Source organism: cyanobacterium endosymbiont of Rhopalodia gibberula (genome assembly GCF_003574135.1).
Lineage (GTDB): Bacteria > Cyanobacteriota > Cyanobacteriia > Cyanobacteriales > Microcystaceae > Rippkaea.
The window spans coordinates 3002641-3020309 of sequence record NZ_AP018341.1 but is presented as its reverse complement, the minus strand read 5'-3'; the positions used below and the strand labels follow the sequence as shown (position 1 = coordinate 3020309).

At 38.7% G+C, this 17669-nt stretch carries 6 protein-coding genes, 1 tRNA gene, 3 rRNA genes and 1 pseudogene; 9 read left to right on the top strand and 2 right to left on the bottom strand.

Translation table 11 applies throughout. The features are described 5' to 3' along the window. Positions 1 to 288: 288 nt before the first annotated feature. From RGRSB_RS09840 to rrf, 4 genes are all read left to right on the top strand, one after another. Positions 289 to 1775, top strand: a 16S ribosomal RNA gene (locus RGRSB_RS09840). A gap of 159 nt (positions 1776 to 1934) precedes the next feature. Beyond that, a tRNA-Ile gene (locus tag RGRSB_RS09835) sits at positions 1935 to 2008 on the top strand. 209 nt (positions 2009 to 2217) lie between these two features. Then, positions 2218 to 5090: ribosomal RNA gene (locus tag RGRSB_RS09830) — 23S ribosomal RNA — on the top strand. Between the two features lie 64 nt (positions 5091 to 5154). After that, positions 5155 to 5272: ribosomal RNA gene (gene rrf, locus RGRSB_RS09825) — 5S ribosomal RNA — on the top strand. Together the 16S, 23S and 5S rRNA genes with 1 tRNA gene alongside form the textbook arrangement of a ribosomal RNA operon. Positions 5273 to 5324: 52 nt before the next feature. Here the strand turns inward: rrf and cofG are convergent. Further along, on the bottom strand, positions 5325 to 6302 hold the full coding sequence (gene cofG / locus RGRSB_RS09820; protein WP_119260885.1) for a 7,8-didemethyl-8-hydroxy-5-deazariboflavin synthase subunit CofG: 978 nt from the start codon (positions 6300 to 6302) through the stop codon (positions 5325 to 5327). A gap of 416 nt (positions 6303 to 6718) precedes the next feature. Between cofG and RGRSB_RS09815 the strand changes: the two are divergent. From RGRSB_RS09815 to purM, 3 genes and pseudogenes are all read left to right on the top strand, one after another. After that, positions 6719 to 7404: pseudogene (locus RGRSB_RS09815) on the top strand (fructose-bisphosphatase class II). 306 nt (positions 7405 to 7710) lie between these two features. Further along, positions 7711 to 8997 (top strand): glutamyl-tRNA reductase, encoded by a 1287-nt coding sequence (locus RGRSB_RS09810; RefSeq protein WP_119261050.1) that lies wholly within the window; start codon positions 7711 to 7713, stop codon positions 8995 to 8997. 1625 nt (positions 8998 to 10622) lie between these two features. Further along, entirely contained in the window at positions 10623 to 11648 is a 1026-nt protein-coding gene (purM, locus tag RGRSB_RS09805) for a phosphoribosylformylglycinamidine cyclo-ligase (protein ID WP_119260884.1), read from the top strand. A gap of 1955 nt (positions 11649 to 13603) precedes the next feature. Here purM and RGRSB_RS09795 read toward each other — a convergent pair. Further along, a complete protein-coding gene (locus tag RGRSB_RS09795) occupies positions 13604 to 15286 on the bottom strand; it encodes a DUF3352 domain-containing protein (RefSeq protein ID WP_119260883.1) in 1683 nt (560 codons plus the stop codon). A gap of 187 nt (positions 15287 to 15473) precedes the next feature. On the opposite strand from RGRSB_RS09795, the gene RGRSB_RS09790 reads away from it, so the two are divergent. Both RGRSB_RS09790 and hrcA read left to right on the top strand, forming a co-directional pair. Further along, positions 15474 to 15824: a rhodanese-like domain-containing protein gene (locus RGRSB_RS09790; RefSeq protein WP_119260882.1), complete on the top strand. Its 351-nt coding sequence runs from the start codon at positions 15474 to 15476 to the stop codon at positions 15822 to 15824. Positions 15825 to 16178: 354 nt separating this feature from the next. Then, positions 16179 to 17264 carry a heat-inducible transcriptional repressor HrcA gene (gene hrcA / locus RGRSB_RS09785; protein ID WP_119260881.1) on the top strand — a complete coding sequence of 362 codons (1086 nt, stop codon included), beginning with the start codon at positions 16179 to 16181 and terminating at the stop codon, positions 17262 to 17264. The last annotated feature ends 405 nt before the right edge of the window (positions 17265 to 17669 follow it).

The window sequence follows — 17669 nt, the reverse complement described above, 5'->3', positions numbered from 1 at the left end:
ATGAAGAAAGGAAAAAAAATTTTTTAAGAAAGGGTTGACATTTTCTAATACTCTGGTGTAGATTGGTAAATGCGCGGTTGAGAGCAACACACTCTTTCCAGCGCTTCGGACCTTGAAAAATTCATAGTTTAGAAGCTAACAGCTATAAGTAAGCCTCTTGTTGTTAAAACAATTATACATCTTACCGCTTTGCCTGTCTACATAGACGAGCAAAATAGTAAGATAAAGAGTAAGAAAAGCCGAGAAATCAGCTCACGTTGATAAGTATCGGTAAGAGTCAGATTAAACACTATGGAGAGTTTGATCCTGGCTCAGGATGAACGCTGGCGGTATGCCTAACACATGCAAGTCGAACGGGCTCTTCGGAGCTAGTGGCGGACGGGTGAGTAACGCGTGAGAATCTACCTCTTGGTTGGGGACAACAGTTGGAAACGACTGCTAATACCCAATGTGCCGTAAGGTGAAAGATTTATTGCCAGGAGAAGAGCTCGCGTCTGATTAGCTAGTTGGTGAGGTAAGAGCTCACCAAGGCGTCGATCAGTAGCTGGTCTGAGAGGATGAGCAGCCACACTGGGACTGAGACACGGCCCAGACTCCTACGGGAGGCAGCAGTGGGGAATTTTCCGCAATGGGCGAAAGCCTGACGGAGCAATACCGCGTGAGGGAGGAAGGCTCTTGGGTTGTAAACCTCTTTTCTCAGGGAAGAAGATCTGACGGTACCTGAGGAATAAGCATCGGCTAACTCCGTGCCAGCAGCCGCGGTAATACGGAGGATGCAAGCGTTATCCGGAATTATTGGGCGTAAAGCGTCCGCAGGTGGTTACTCAAGTCTGCTGTTAAAGATCAGAGCTTAACTCTGGAAAGGCAGTGGAAACTGAGAAACTAGAGTCCGGTAGGGGTAGCGGGAATTCCCAGTGTAGCGGTGAAATGCGTAGATATTGGGAAGAACATCGGTGGCGAAAGCGCGCTACTGGGCCGGAACTGACACTCAGGGACGAAAGCTAGGGGAGCGAAAGGGATTAGATACCCCTGTAGTCCTAGCTGTAAACGATGGAAACTAGGTGTGGCTTGTATCGACCCGAGCCGTGCCGAAGCTAACGCGTTAAGTTTCCCGCCTGGGGAGTACGCACGCAAGTGTGAAACTCAAAGGAATTGACGGGGGCCCGCACAAGCGGTGGAGTATGTGGTTTAATTCGATGCAACGCGAAGAACCTTACCAGGGCTTGACATGTCGCGAACCTTGATGAAAGTCGAGGGTGCCTTCGGGAACGCGAACACAGGTGGTGCATGGCTGTCGTCAGCTCGTGTCGTGAGATGTTGGGTTAAGTCCCGCAACGAGCGCAACCCTCGTCCTTAGTTGCCATCATTAAGTTGGGAACTCTAGGGAGACCGCCGGTGACAAACCGGAGGAAGGTGAGGACGACGTCAAGTCAGCATGCCCCTTACGCTCTGGGCGACACACGTACTACAATGGTTGGGACAAAGGGCAGCGACCCCGCGAGGGAAAGCGAATCTCATCAAACCCAGCCTCAGTTCAGATTGCAGGCTGCAACTCGCCTGCATGAAGGAGGAATCGCTAGTAATCGCAGGTCAGCATACTGCGGTGAATTCGTTCCCGGGCCTTGTACACACCGCCCGTCACACCATGGAAGCTGGTCACGCCCGAAGTAGTTACCCTAACCTTTTGGAGGGGGACTCCTAAGGCAGGGCTGGTGACTGGGGTGAAGTCGTAACAAGGTAGCCGTACCGGAAGGTGTGGCTGGATCACCTCCTTATAGGGAGACCTCAGCTTAGGGAAAAGGTAAAAGGTGTAAGACGAAGGTCTGAAACCTAACAAAAACAGTATCTTTCCTTGAAGCTAATCCCAAGGTCGTGCAAGAGAAAACTGCTTAGATTACTGAATTAGCTTCTAAACTGGGATTGGTTCGGAATAAGGGCTATTAGCTCAGGTGGTTAGAGCGCACCCCTGATAAGGGTGAGGTCCCTGGTTCAAGTCCAGGATGGCCCACCTAACCAGTATAACGACACTCAGACATAAGTCCAGCACCGAGTCTTATCTAAGTAGAGTAAGACAGACTGCTGGGCAATCAGAGTCCAGTAAAGTACCTTGAAAACTGCATAAAAACGAGAAAGTAGTCATAAACTTTATGCCATCAAAAGCGTAAGGGAATACTGACTAAATAAAAAAGTCCAAGTAATGAGCAACCATGTTGAAATGGTCAAGCTACAAAGGGCTAACGGTGGATACCTAGGCACACAGAGGCGATGAAGGACGTAGTTACCGACGAAACGCTCCGGGGAGCTGGAAACAAGCATTGAGCCGGAGGTCTCCGAATGGGGCAACCTTAAATACGGCCACCTGAATATATAGGGTGGTGCGAGCCAACCGGGCCAACTGAAACATCTTAGTAACCCGAGGAAAAGAAAGCAAAAGCGATTCCCCTAGTAGCGGCGAGCGAAAAGGGAACAGCCTAAACCACCCGCTTCGGCAGGTGGGGTTGTGGGACAGCAACGTGGACTGTAGCAGTTAGACGAAGCAGCTGAACACTGCACCAAAGAAGGTAAAAGTCCTGTAGTCGAAAACTTAAACAGCCTAGCTGAATCCCGAGTAGCACGGGGCACGTGAAATCCCGTGTGAATCTGCGAAGACCACTTCGTAAGGCTAAATACTCCTGTGTGACCGATAGTGAAATAGTACCGCGAGGGAAAGGTGAAAAGAACCCCAGTAAGGGGAGTGAAATAGAACATGAAACCGTTAGCCTACAAGCAATGGGAGGACGATTTAACGTCTGACCGTGTGCCTGTTGAAGAATGAGCCGGCGACTTACAGGTTGTGGCAGGTTAAGGGAAAATACCTGAAGCCAAAGCGAAAGCGAGTCTGAACAGGGCGCTAGTCACAATTTGTAGACCCGAACCCGGGTGATCTAACCATGGCCAGGATGAAGCTTGGGTAATACCAAGTGGAGGTCCGAACCGACTGATGTTGAAAAATCAGCGGATGAGCTGTGGTTAGGGGTGAAATGCCAATCGAACCCGGAGCTAGCTGGTTCTCCCCGAAATGCGTTTAGGCGCAGCGGTTGTGTACCATAGCGGGGGGTAAAGCACTATTTCGCTGCGGGCTGCGAGAGCGGTACCAAGGTGAGATAAACTCAGAATACCCGTTATGCATCAACCAGTGAGACGGTGGGGGATAAGCTTCATCGTCGAAAGGGAAACAGCCCAGACCACCAGCTAAGGTCCCCAAATGGATACTAAGTGATAAAGGAGGTGGGAGTGCACAGACAACCAGGAGGTTTGCCTAGAAGCAGCAATCCTTGAAAGAGTGCGTAATAGCTCACTGGTCAAGCGCTCCTGCGCCGAAAATGAACGGGGCTAAGTATCCTACCGAAGCTGTGGACAGGAAACTGTGGTAGGGGAGCGTTCTATGTAGGGTGAAGCACTAGCGGCAAGCAGGTGTGGACAGCATAGAAGTGAGAATGTCGGCTTGAGTAGCGAAAATATATGTGAGAATCATATACCCCGAAACCCTAAGGGTTCCTCCGGAAGGCTCGTCCGCGGAGGGTTAGTCAGGACCTAAGGCGAGGCTGAAAAGCGTAGTCGATGGACAACGGGTTAACATTCCCGTACTGATTAGAGATTGTGGCGGGGGACGGAGAAGGCTAAGTCAGCCGGATAATGGTTACCGGTGTAAGTATACGAGGTTTTGAGGAACGGAGAAAACGTTCTGAGCTGAGTTGCGAGTCCGACTCTCTACGGAGAGGAAGTGACTGATGTCATGCTTCCCAGAAAAGCCCGGACCACGTTAATTTCTAATTACCTGTACCCGAAACCGACACAGGTAGGGAGGTTGAGAATACTAAGGGGCGCGAGATAACTCTCTCTAAGGAACTCGGCAAAATGACCCCGTAACTTTGGGAGAAGGGGTGCCACCGAGAGGTGGTCACAGTAAAGAGGCCCAGGCGACTGTTTACCAAAAACACAGGTCTCCGCTAAGTCGTAAGACGCAGTATGGGGGCTGACGCCTGCCCAGTGCCGGAAGGTTAAGGAAGTTGGTCAGGGTAACTGAAGCTAACGACTGAAGCCCCGGTGAACGGCGGCCGTAACTATAACGGTCCTAAGGTAGCGAAATTCCTTGTCGGGTAAGTTCCGACCCGCACGAAAGGCGTAACGATCTGGGCACTGTCTCGGAGAGAGGCTCGGCGAAATAGGATTGTCTGTGAAGATACGGACTACCTGCACTTGGACAGAAAGACCCTATGAAGCTTTACTGTAGCCTGGAATTGGGTTCGGGCTTTTCTTGCGCAGGATAGGTGGGAGGCTTTGAAATCTGGCTTGTGGGTCAGATGGAGCCAATGGTGAGATACCACTCTAGAAAGGCTAGAATTCTAACTTTAACCCGTTAACCGGGGAAAGAACAGTTTCAGGTGGGCAGTTTGACTGGGGCGGTCGCCTCCTAAAAGATAACGGAGGCGCGCAAAGGTTCCCTCAGGCTGGTTGGAAATCAGCCGTAGAGTGCAAAGGCATAAGGGAGCTTGACTGCGAGACCTACAAGTCAAGCAGAGACGAAAGTCGGCCTTAGTGATCCGACGGTACCGCGTGGAAGGGCCGTCGCTCAACGGATAAAAGTTACTCTAGGGATAACAGGCTGATCTCCCCCAAGAGTTCACATCGACGGGGAGGTTTGGCACCTCGATGTCGGCTCATCGCAACCTGGGGCGGAAGTACGTCCCAAGGGTTGGGCTGTTCGCCCATTAAAGCGGTACGTGAGCTGGGTTCAGAACGTCGTGAGACAGTTCGGTCCATATCCGGTGTAGGCGCAAGAGCATTGAGAGGAGCCTTCCTTAGTACGAGAGGACCGGGAAGGACACACCGCTGGTGTACCTGTTATCGTGCCAACGGTAAACGCAGGGTAGCCAAGTGTGGAGCGGATAACCGCTGAAAGCATCTAAGTGGGAAGCCCACCTCAAGATGAGTGCTCTCACAGGGTTAACCTGGTAAGATCACGGGAAGACTACCCGTTTATAGGTGCTAGGTGGACGTTCAGTAATGAACGAAGCCGAGGCATACTAACAGATCGAGGGCTTGACCTTCTACATTACTTAGACTTCTTTTTTCTCGTTTTTTGCAGTCTTGAGGATACTTTTCTCTTCACTTCCTGGTGTCTCTGGCGCCGTGGTCCCACTGCGATCCCATCCCGAACTCGCTTGTGAAACGCGGCAGCGGCCAAGATACTTGTGGGGTAGCCCACCGGGACAATAGCTCGATGCCAGGATTTGTTTTTGAACAAAGAATCTCTTTCCTAATCAGGGAAGAGATTCTTTGTTTTATGTCCTTTCGAAACTATGATTTTTATTCTGCTGATTTCTCCAGTTTTCGACAGCTTGCTTTAATGATAAAGGTAACCAACAATCGTATTGGGGATAAATAGGAAGACGAGGCACTAAATCCCATTTTTTAGATTGAAGGAGCTCAACTAATTCTTGATGAGTTAAATGAGAATAATTTGGATTAACTTCATCTTTTGGGCTAATTCCACCCAAATCTTTGGCTCCTGCTTCTAAACAATCAAGTAAACAAGAAGGGTCTAAGATTAAATTGGGGGGAATTTGTAGAGTGATGGTGTTGGGTAAAATTTGTCTTGCTTTGGCTATTATTTCTGGTAGTTGAGAGGGATTGAAGGAAGAAGTTAAAAAGGCTTGTGTACGTCCAAAACTATGGGGTTGTAAAATCACCTCTTGGATGTGACCCCATTTTTGATGAATTTGGGTGATCGCTCCTAATGTTTCCCACCAATCATTAGAGTTTTCCCCAATTCCTAATAAAAGTCCTGTGGTGAAGGGAACTTTTAATTGTCCCGCTAACTCCAACTGTTGTAAACGTAATTGGGGAACTTTACTAGGAGCATGGCGATGAACGGTTTTTAATAATTTAGGAGTGATTTGTTCTAACATTAACCCCATCGATACATTGACAGATTTAAGGGTTTCCATCTCAGTAAAACTTAATGGTCCAACGTTAGTATGGGGTAAGAATCCTAAAGATAAAGCCAATTGACACAGCTCATAAATTCTCTGTAACCAAGATTGTCTTTTTGGAGACTGGGGATGAATTTCTCCGCTGAGAATGAGTATTTCACAAACATTTTGTCCTTGAAGAGATTGTGAAATTTGCCATGCTTTGGGAATACTTAACCACGAATCTTGACCAGGAGCAACTCTAAAATTACAGTAGGCACAACGGTTAAAACATTCATGGGTAACAACAAGAGTATAAGCGGGACTGTAGGTGATAGTACGGGACATAAGATAGCTAAATTTTAAGGTTTTTGATCTATTTTATTTTTATCTATTTTATTTTTAGATTTTTTGTTCAAAAGTTAATTGAGGACTAAGATTAGTAACTTTTAATTAAAAGATATTACCATCAAAGTTTACTCTCATTAAAGTTTATAAACAAGATTAAATTAAATTTAGAAAACACACTATCATTTCTAGATAAATTTTTTAAGAAAGAGAAAAATTATGAAAATTTTTAAGAAATAGCATAAAAATATAAAATCTTTTAAAGAGTTTTTATAAAAAGAGATAAGAGTAAAATATCGTTTATTAAAAATGACTTATTGTAGATAAGTATTTTAGTTAAAACAAAGTTTATAAAATAAGAAAAAAAAGATAATACTAATATTTTATATTTGCTTATTAAATTGACTTAAATGTATATAAAAAGTACACTAAGCTTAAAAATTATCGAAGTTGTAGAACAAGCAGCAATCGTTTCACATAAAAGGTGAAACGATTGCTGCTGATCATGTAGCTGTTAAAGCAATGCGCGAATGCATGAATAAAATTCATATGCGTGGTAGTATCGTTATCAGAGAAGAGGAACAAGATAAAGCTTCCATGTTCTACACTGGAGAAGAAGTCGGAATCTGTACCCAACAAAATGCTAAGGCATTTAATCCAGAAGAACTCGTCGAAGTTGACATCGCTGTTGATCCTTGTGAAGGAATTGACTTGATCGCCCTTGCTGCAAAGAATTAATTCAAGAAATTCACCATACTAGATCGTATGTATGACTTATCAGTGATGTAGACGTTTCTGCCGCTATTTCCTGTGCTTTTGAAGGAACCAATATTCATGCTTTTATGGGAATAGGAGCAGCTCCCGAGGGGGTTATTTCGTCCGCAGCCATGCGTTGTTTAGATGGACATTTTCAAGGACAGTTAGTCTATGATCCTGCAGTGGGTAAAACTGTTTTCTTTGCTGCTTGTGGAATTACCCCGAAGATTTTAATGAAGGAGGTTCCAGGACTCACCGTTTAGTCATCTCTAGCTAATCTAAGACAGCTCGTTTTATCAATACTGTTCATCCATTTAACAAACCTAAGTCCATTAATCTTCACTAAATCGCCTCAGTTAAAATTGAAATATGAGGAGTAAGAGACCATAAGGGCAAAGAATTTTAGATTCCCTAGCTTAGGAACAGTGTCCGTATAGGAGTTGAAAATGACAAGGCTTTTGGGCAGAAAATTCCGGGGCTCCCGATTCCCAAGTTTCTAGTTTCTGTTTTAAATTTTATAAGGTTTATTTCAATAAATATTAGCTATAGTGGCTACTTAGATATAGATTATCCAAATCAAAGAGAGCAGAACTTAGATTCTTAGATTTTTCATTGCTTAACAGTGCAAGATCGAATCCTTGTAGGAGAACACATGAATATTGCCGTTGTGGGTTTAAGCCATAAAACAGCCCCTGTCGAAATCCGCGAAAAGTTGAGTATTCAAGAAGCCAAACTCGAAGAAGCCATTGTCCATTTAAGAAGCTATCTCCACATCGACGAAGTAGCGATTATCAGCACCTGCAATCGTTTAGAAATTTACGCAGTGGTTACTGATACCGAAAAAGGGGTAGTAGAAATTAACCAATTTCTATCTGAAGTTGGTCATTTATCGTTAAATTCTCTACGACGATACCTATTCATTTTGCTCCATCAGGATGCAGTACGTCATCTACTACGAGTCTCTGCTGGTCTAGAAAGTTTAGTCTTAGGAGAAGGACAAATCTTAGCCCAAGTGAAAACTACCCACAAATTAGCTAAAAAATACAAAGGTATTGGACGATTGCTTGATCGTCTCTTTAAGCAAGCTATAATTGCTGGCAAACGGGTACGTAGCGAAACCAATATCGGAACTGGAGCTGTTTCTATTAGTTCTGCAGCCGTAGAATTAGCCCAAACTAAGGCAAAAGATTTTGCCAATCGTCGAGTGACCATTATTGGCGCAGGAAAAATGGCTCGTTTGTTGGTTCAGCATCTTTTAGCTAAAGGGGCAACCGATATTACTGTTGTCAACCGTTCCCAACGACGTGCCCAAGATTTGGCTAATAAATTTTCTCAAGCACCTCTTATATTGAAACCTCTTAATGAGACGATGCAAGTGGTGGCTGCTTCCCATATTGTTTTTACGAGTACAGGAGCTACAGAACCCATTTTATGTAGAGAAAATCTTACCGAGGCATTAGACCCCAATCATTTTTTAATGTTGTTGGATATCTCGGTTCCCCGTAATGTAGCTGCTGATGTCCAAGAAATGGATATTATCGAATCCTACAATGTAGATGATTTAAAAGCAGTGGTGGCTCAAAATCATGAAAGCCGTCGTAAGATGGCACAAGAAGCTGAAAGACCCCTTGAAGAAGAAATAAAAGCTTTTGAGTTGTGGTGGCGTTCTTTAGAAACAGTTCCCACCATCAGTTCTCTGCGAACCAAAGTAGAAAGTATTCGAGAACAGGAATTAGAAAAAGCTCTATCTCGTTTGGGAACTGAATTTGCTGAGAAACACCAAGAAGTAATTGAAGCTTTAACACGAGGAATCGTTAATAAAATTCTCCATGAACCAATGGTACAATTGCGAACTCAACAGGATATTGAAGCCCGAAAACGTTGTCTTCAATCTCTGCAGATGTTATTTGATCTAGAAATAGAAGAACAATTTAGTTAGAGATTAGAATGGAGTTGAGTAATTTTAGTGAAGACGTTTTCGATAAACGTCTCCACTCCGTTTTACCTTAAATATTTTTTATATTTTATAATCCTGATTATCTTGGGGTAGCTTTTGAAAAATACTATATTTTGTCACTAGAAAATTTTAAACCAGCTAACTATCATACTTTAGCTTGGAACAAAACAAAAGTTTTAGAAACTTAAGAAAAATATGATTTAGCAAAATCAGAAAATCAAACTTAGTTATTAAGTGACGACTGACAAGAGATTAAAGCCTGACGCATATATTTGTTCGTTCTATCAATGAATAGTCATGCGAACTGTCGAAAAAGCCAACTTTAAATAAATGGCAATTTTCTTTACCTTTTACTCTATTGCTGAGAATCTAATCATACTAGCTTTATCTTTTGTGCTTTAAGAGCATATTTAAACTTTTACTTTAAATAAATTTATTTCCTGATCAGACTTTATAAACATCCTAAAATGAAAAGATAACATTAGTTAATTAAAATTATCATGATTAACTCTGTTAAACTTTTTTTTTGAGGCGAACACTCTTTTTTAAATACTGTTCTATTTTAGACTTATTTAAGCTTACTTAATTTATGGCGGTAATTGCATAAAATAAAAGCTTATAAAATTTATGAAAAAATATTTGAAGATAAATTTTATTTAACTGTCTTAGTTAAATAAAGTTTTGCTCGAAGCGGTTACCATAAAAAATATCAATAGAAGAAGTTCAAGAAGCCTTCATAGTTATTGGTCAATGAATAATGGGTTAGATGCTTTCTTTAATTGACATTACTTCACAATAGTACGATATTAATGCTTCTGGAGATCAGCTCGTGTCCCTAATAGTCTGCTTTGGACAGACATGGATCTCTCCTCTTGTTCCGACCTAAAGATAAGCTAGGCTACAATTAGACACTTCATAATATGAATACTGGTCAGGAACACTTTGACAAGTAAAGTCAAGTCTAAATTTGACCAGTGAATTACTATTAACAGTGTTGCCCCAAACTACATTAAAATCCTAGCCTGAAATATTTTCCAATTTAGTGAAACTTTAAAATTAGAATAATTGTTGCTTAGCAAAGCAATAATCACTTAATAGATAAGGAAACTGTTTTAGAACGCTTACATGCCAACTAAAGAGAATTACAATAAAAAGTTATTCTACAGGCTGTCATTTTTGATCCTTTTTTCCGAGTATAATTTAGAAAATACAACAATATCAACATTTTAGTTAAAATTAATTTTAGTCTATCAATAGACATTCAATAGATATTTTTAATGATATAAATTCTGAACAATTCATTCCTTATTTTATACATATATAATTATTGATTTTCAAGAGAGAGAGCATTTTTATATTCAGCAGGATGTAGTTCACATTTTATAAAAATCCTCAAATAACATTGAAAGATATCTGAAAAAATATTTATCTGCATGACTATGAATAATTTTTGGAAAAAATTATAAGGTGAACTGTCCATCGTCCCTTTTCTGGACCTAAACAAATTAGCCAAATCTAGTTAAGCCTTTTGGAGCAAACATAAAGAATAAACAAAAGTGGATAAATACAGTTTAAGATATAACTCGGGAAACCGTTACAAGATATCTATGGATTATCGAGAAGCAGGGGTAGACATACAAGCAGGACGATCCTTCGTTGAAAAAATTCGCCAGGGAGTTGAAAGCACCTATCGTAGGGAAGTATTGGGGAGACTTGGTGGCTTTGGGGGATATTTCGAGTTACCTCAAAACTACCGAAATCCTGTTCTGGTTTCAGGAACTGATGGCGTAGGCACTAAACTAAAAATAGCCCAAACACTGAACCAACATCATACCATTGGTATTGACTTAGTAGCCATGTGCGTTAATGATGTCTTGACCTGTGGTGCCGAACCTTTATTTTTCCTAGACTATTTAGCTACTGGGAAGCTAAATCTACAACAACTGAGCGATGTAGTCCAGGGAATTGTTGAAGGCTGTCGTTTGAGTGATTGTACTTTATTAGGGGGAGAAACCGCAGAGATGCCAGGTTTTTACCAGGTTGGAAAATATGATGTGGCGGGGTTTTGTGTGGGAATTGTGGAAAAAGATAAGATTCTTGATGGTTCCAAAGTTAAGATTGGAGATATTGCCATCGGACTTGCCAGTAGTGGCGTACACAGTAATGGCTTTAGTCTCATTCGTAAAATAGTAGAGATCAATGGACTTGATTGGAGCGATGGACGTGAAATATTCGACGGACAAACCCTAGGGGAGGTTCTCTTAACCCCCACTCAACTCTATGTAAAACCAATCCTCGAAGCATTAAAACTAGGAATAGGGATTCACGCCATGGCACACATTACAGGAGGAGGACTGCCAGAAAATCTACCTCGTTGTTTAAATAAAGGACAATCCGTCGTCATTAATCCCAAAAATTGGGAGATTCTACCAATTTTTCGCTGGATATCTCAGTCCAGCAACATTTCCCAGCAAAGTCTATTGGAAACGTTTAATATGGGAATCGGGTTTGTTGTGATTGTCTCATCCCAACAGACTACATCAACCCTAAATTTTTTTGAGCGCCAAGGAATTCCATCCTATCAGATCGGTAAAGTTGTAGAAGGAACTGGAGAAGTTATCATTAACAGCTAATGCCTATGTCGACCATAACTTAACCAAGCTTAATGTTGTACAATTTTGTTCTTCAGTTTTTTGTAAGATCGATAGATAATAAGTTATTAAGTATATTCACTAACATCAAGGTTGAAATAACTTAAGATTTGGTAATCACACTCGCGGCCTTTTAGCGAAATCAAGAAGATTACATTAGAAGGAAACTACTATTTTTCTTCATTTTTTTTGAATAACCAGTATAAAGGTTTATTTTGGCGAAAATTATAATGAACTTGGGAATTCCTCGTTGTGGTTGATGGTAGAAATTTTCAGTAAATCTGATGGATTCCCTCGTCTAAATCACATTAAATTTATAAATTTCAAGCTTCTACTAAATCCTCATCTTAATTAGTACAACTAGAATAAAGACTTGAATTTATAATTATCATTTTTAAAAAAGTTGTTTAAAAATTATCATGTTTAAACAAAGCTAGGGCTAAAGGTTATTAATTTAACTGACTACACAATTAAGTGTTTTATTATTAATGGTCTGATGGAAAATATTTATAATGACGGTTAATAATAGTTTGATTATTCATTAAATTTATATTGATTTATCCTTGCCTGATAGGTTGTAAGTTTTACGAAATTAGCTCAGTCATAAAGAGATTGATGACTTTAAGCTTCTGCGTTTCTTGCTATTTAACTAATAAATGGGGTGAGGATATAAACCAATACTGTTAATTTACAGTATAAATTCGGTCGAGTTGTAGAACATATTTCATACTTCATTCCCAGAATTCACAAATAAGTACTTATATATTGATTTTTTCTTCAACGGTATACGATTTATTTAGTAACTTATTGTCTCTACTCATGACTTCTATAGTTATTATCGCTCTTAAGACCTGACATTGAAAAAAAGATGAACCGTCCGAGAAGTTATTAGACGTCCCCAGATGTTCGACCGAGCTGTAATATTTGACTGAAACCGAAATTACGGACAGATTTTTTAGATGACAAACAGATCATTGAGGAGTCTATCTGGTTTCAACCATACCTAGATGGGAATATCATTCAATTTTATATTGAAGGCAGTAAGTTTATCTGATATCGAATTTGGATTTAATCTCCCAAGAGATATACTTTAGCAAATATGATATTGCAGTCACTTTAGAACCCATTATCATTTTTAATGATCATACCTAGTATTCTGCCGTCAGTGGCACCATTTAAGCTGTTTTAGAAGAATCTCTACAGTATAATCAGCTAGCACATTTATCTTAACTCCTGAACTTCCTCTTTGTACTGAAGACACACCATTATACTTGAGTGACAGTAAACTGTGCCAACTTCGGAAGAGTCTTTTATTTATCACAGAGTAAATGTACTGGATAAATCTTATTAGTTCATCAAGAGCGCCCTGAATTTGATACTAAAATTTTATAAATGTTCTCACCAAAAATATTCAATGGGAATACATAGTATTTTATATTTAAAGTATTAAAGTGATTATTTTTCAGGAAATTGCACAATCTTCCAAGAAAATACCTATAAATAATTTTAATGAATATATTTTCTGATTTTTTTATTGAAATTAAACTTTTAAAAAGTTTCCATATTATTGTATTTAAAGATCATATTTATGTCCTTATTCTGGTTTTATATAAAATTTATAAGTCGAGAGTTAACTTTTATAATTTTTGCTATTCTAATACTGTTAGCTAGATTTTTATACAGACTAGTATTTGCCAATTACTCATTTTCAACTACTTTTTTATCCTGTACATAATTAAGTTAATAAACTTAATTATGTAAAAGTTTTTTACACTTTAAACAATCAGCAAAAATAAAGAAATGATCGCTTTAACACAAAAAGTAATTAGTTTAGTGAAGAAATATAAAAATATAAAAAATAAGCAGTAGTCAACAAATGTTAACCTTGACCAACAACTATTAAATTAATTATCAACTCTCAACTATCTTCATTTAATTTAACGAACACCTAAATTCAAGAAGATAGTTGCACGGCGAACACCATTTTCTTTTCCTTGACTACTTATTGTGAAGGACTGCAGATTGTTTAATAGAGGTTTAATAGACAGTTCAACGACTTTAACAATCGGAAGTTTTCGCTCCAATAATTTTTTTCCTTGACTCCAATCTACATAAAAATAACCGTCATTTTCAGAGGATAATGCTTCGACAGCTTGTTGTAATTTCTTACTACGAATTAAAGTTATGTCTGGAGTTGAAAGTGCCTGAGACATAGCTTCAACTGAAGTAGCAAAAATTACATAATCATTTACGTCTGCATGAACACCACTAACTCTCGCTTCTAAAGAAGTTAAATTCCCCTTATTTCCCGTTGCTGTGTTAAGTTTTGTCCAAACAGTTACAGTATTGTTTAATAATGGTAAATTTCCTACACTATATCCCTGTTCTTGTGCTAATTTATCAAAGTTTTCCACCCACTCAGAAAAGTTAACATCTGGTACTTTTTTGGCCACAAAAATCCCGTCAGGCTCACTTCTGTCCAATCTAGGGATAAGAGCTAAACTAAATTCTCCCTGAATAGACGGAAAAACTTTTTCAGAGAAATCTAATCCTAAAGGTTCTTGAATAGAGACTAAGATGCGATTTAATAACTGTTGTAGGGGACTCTCATTCGCTAGTCCTGTCTCAATTTGACTCCATAATTGATTTAAGTTAGTTCCCGCAGCTGTCAAGATGCTGTTAACAGGTACATAGGCTAATGCCCCCACAGGTTTGGATAAAGCCGGGGGCTCTTCTCCTTGTTCTGCTCCTCCAATCAATGCTGTTTGAGCAACTAATCCTTTAGATTTGACAGAAAAAGCGACTGTTAAAGTCTGAGTAATTTCAGGAATTTCAGGAATGGGTAGACGGCCTAACCAAGCGGATAAAGCTGGAAAATTAGCATAAACGATGCCAATACGAGGTTTAGTAATCGTTTTTAACGCTTCTTGATAGTTAGAAGAATTTTTTAGGTTTAATGTTCTAACTTGAACATTGTTGATAGCATCCCTCAAGATTTTAGGATCATTAGCAAATAACACCAAATTGTCTAGGATAGCTGTGGCAGAAAGACGAGTATTAACAAGGTTATCGCGATGACGTTGATAAATTAAATTGACCCCTTTGTAGGATTCAAAAATCAGATCTGAAGTTCCAGAGATCGCGTCTTTAGAATAAGAACTCTGAAGAAATACTTTGGCTAACTCTCTATCTTTAGTCGTGACAGCTAATAAGTAACCAGGTTGAACCCCATTGTCTGGGTTGCGATCAAAGTCCAGGGAAGTTACAGCTAAGGTAATTTCCTCCCCTAACCAAGGCCGAATCTGAGTTTGATAATCGAGTCCTGTTTTGGACAAAAGTTGCTTTTCAAGGGAAAGGAATTCTCGATGCGACCGCCCCCTATTTTGAGGAAAGGTAATATACTGAGCTAAAGATTCCAGACGATCAGGATTAACAAGTAACGATATCATGACTGGAGCTTGTTTCGGTATAAAAACCGCCGTTATTGGTTCCCTGAGAACGCCTCCGGGTAAAAGCTTGAGAGGACTTTGTCCCAAGATCCAATACAGACTACTACTAGCCCCAGACAAGAGAATGAAGATACTAACAGCTAGGATGATGAAGAAAGAACGAAGCTTCACAATAATTCATCGTTTGTGATCAATGACTATTTTTAATTGTAGTCGTCATTTGACGACAAAATTTTAAATTTTCAAGAAAACCCTAATCTTGAACGAAACATCCCAAAATATTTTTTTCTCTCTCTTGTTTAAAACTGTTAGGCTGGACCATCGAATAACTTTTCAATTCTTAGGATAACTTTTTTGTATGCCTCAAAATTTATCTATTCCTCAAATCACTGTCACAGAACTAGCTGAACGACTAGCTCAAGCCAAAGATGAATTACAATTGATAGATGTACGAGAACCACATGAAGTTATGATTGCCTATATCGAAGGGTTTAAAGTGCTTTCTTTAAGTGAATTTGGGCAATGGTCAGATAGGATAGTAACAAATTTTAATCCTCATGCAGAAACCTTTGTTATTTGTCATCATGGTATGCGTTCAGCTCAAATGTGCCGCTGGCTACTGAATAATGGTTTTACTAATGTTAGGAATATTATTGGTGGCATTAATGCCTATGCTCTCTACGTCGATCCAACTATCCCTCATTACTAATACTTCTTCTCAATCACTATGAGATAAACACTGTTAACAAGATTTTTGTTTAACATCTCTTCCGGACTAAATATAATCAATCAGTAGCTGATAACTTCTAAAACTCTTGTTCTGACTTTATTTTGTAACTCCAAAAACTTTTCCTTTATAGAAACCAAGTTTTCATAGACCTGTAAGCTTTATTCAACAATACTTTCTGCTTTTTTTATAATTTCATTCTAACTGGTCTACAAGAGTCTGTTTAGTTAAATTATCTCTCTATAAGAGGTTCTCATAGTAATTTTCTATACTAGGAAATGTTTTCGTTTTTTGATCAGTATAAATTTTTTTCATTAAATTTTAGTTTTTATTATTATGACTGTTAAATCCGCTTTAACTAAACGTTATCAAAATATCCTACGGACGACCATCCAACATTATATTGCTACAGCTGAACCAGTAGGCTCAGAAACTTTAGTTCAAGAATACGATTTTAGTGTAAGCTCAGCTACTATTAGAAAGGCTTTAGGAAAATTAGAAAAAGCTGGTTTTCTTTATCAACCACACACTTCTGCCGGTCGAATTCCTTCTGACTGTGGTTATCGAATCTACGTGGATAATTTAATTAAGCCTGACAACTACATTAGACAGAGAATTGAAAAATATTTAAACGAAAAATTACAAAAAGAAACCTTTAATTGTGAAATGTTATTGCAAAGGTCAACTCAGATCCTAGCGAATTTTAGTGGCTATATCGCCTTAATTACACTTCCTCAAAGTTCTCTGAATCAATTACGTCATTTACAGTTAATACCTGCTTCGTCAAACCAAGTTATTCTAATAATTGTTACAGATAGTTATCAAACTCAATCCATTCTAGTTGATATTCCTAAATCTGTTCTTAATGAGGAGCTTAATGATGAAAGATGGTTAGCACAAGAACTACAAATTATCTCTAACTTTTTAAATAGTCATTTAAAAGGTAAAAGTCTTTTAAATCTAGTAACTTTAAATTGGCGTGATATTGATAAAAAACTTATTCATTATACAGATTTTTTAAAGGGTCTACTACAACAGATATCAGATTATTTAACATCATCTATTTCAACTCCAATTATAATACATGGTCTTTCAGAAGTGTTACATCAACCAGAATTTTCTAAATTAAAACAGGTACAAACTCTCCTCTACTTATTAGAAGAACAACAAGATCAACTGTTACCATTGATTTTTGAGGTTCCTGAAGTTAAATCTTTAACAACTCGACGAGTTACTATTAGAATTGGTTCAGAAAATCCCCTAAAGTCAATGCATCCTTGTACTTTAATTTCTGCTATCTATAAACAAAGAAATATCCCAGTAGGAAGTGTTGGTGTTATAGGTCCAACTCGTATGGTTTATGAGAATACAATTCCCTTAGTAGAATCAACAGCAGACTATTTATCTGAAGTCTTGAGTTAACCTATTATTATACTAATTGTAGTTACGTAAAAACAGAACGTAATACTAGAAGATTTGATATTTTTTCAGTAAACTCTAAAATAGTCTATAACTAAATATTATAGAAATAAAATATAAGTAAAATAGCATCAAATAAAAACTTGTAAAAATTTTAAAAATATATTTATTGAGTATTTAATTTTAATTAAAATAGTATAAATTTAATTTGAGTTATTTAATGATACAAATACAAAATAATTTATTTTTTTAACGTTTATTTAAATAAGTTTCTATAACAGAACAATGAAAACATTAGAAATAGCGAAAAATATTAGTTATCGATAAGTCTAAAAAATCTGTTATCAACCTTTTACTTACTTGATCATTAGATCAATACTAACCTTAATATTATAGATTAGCTAAAAG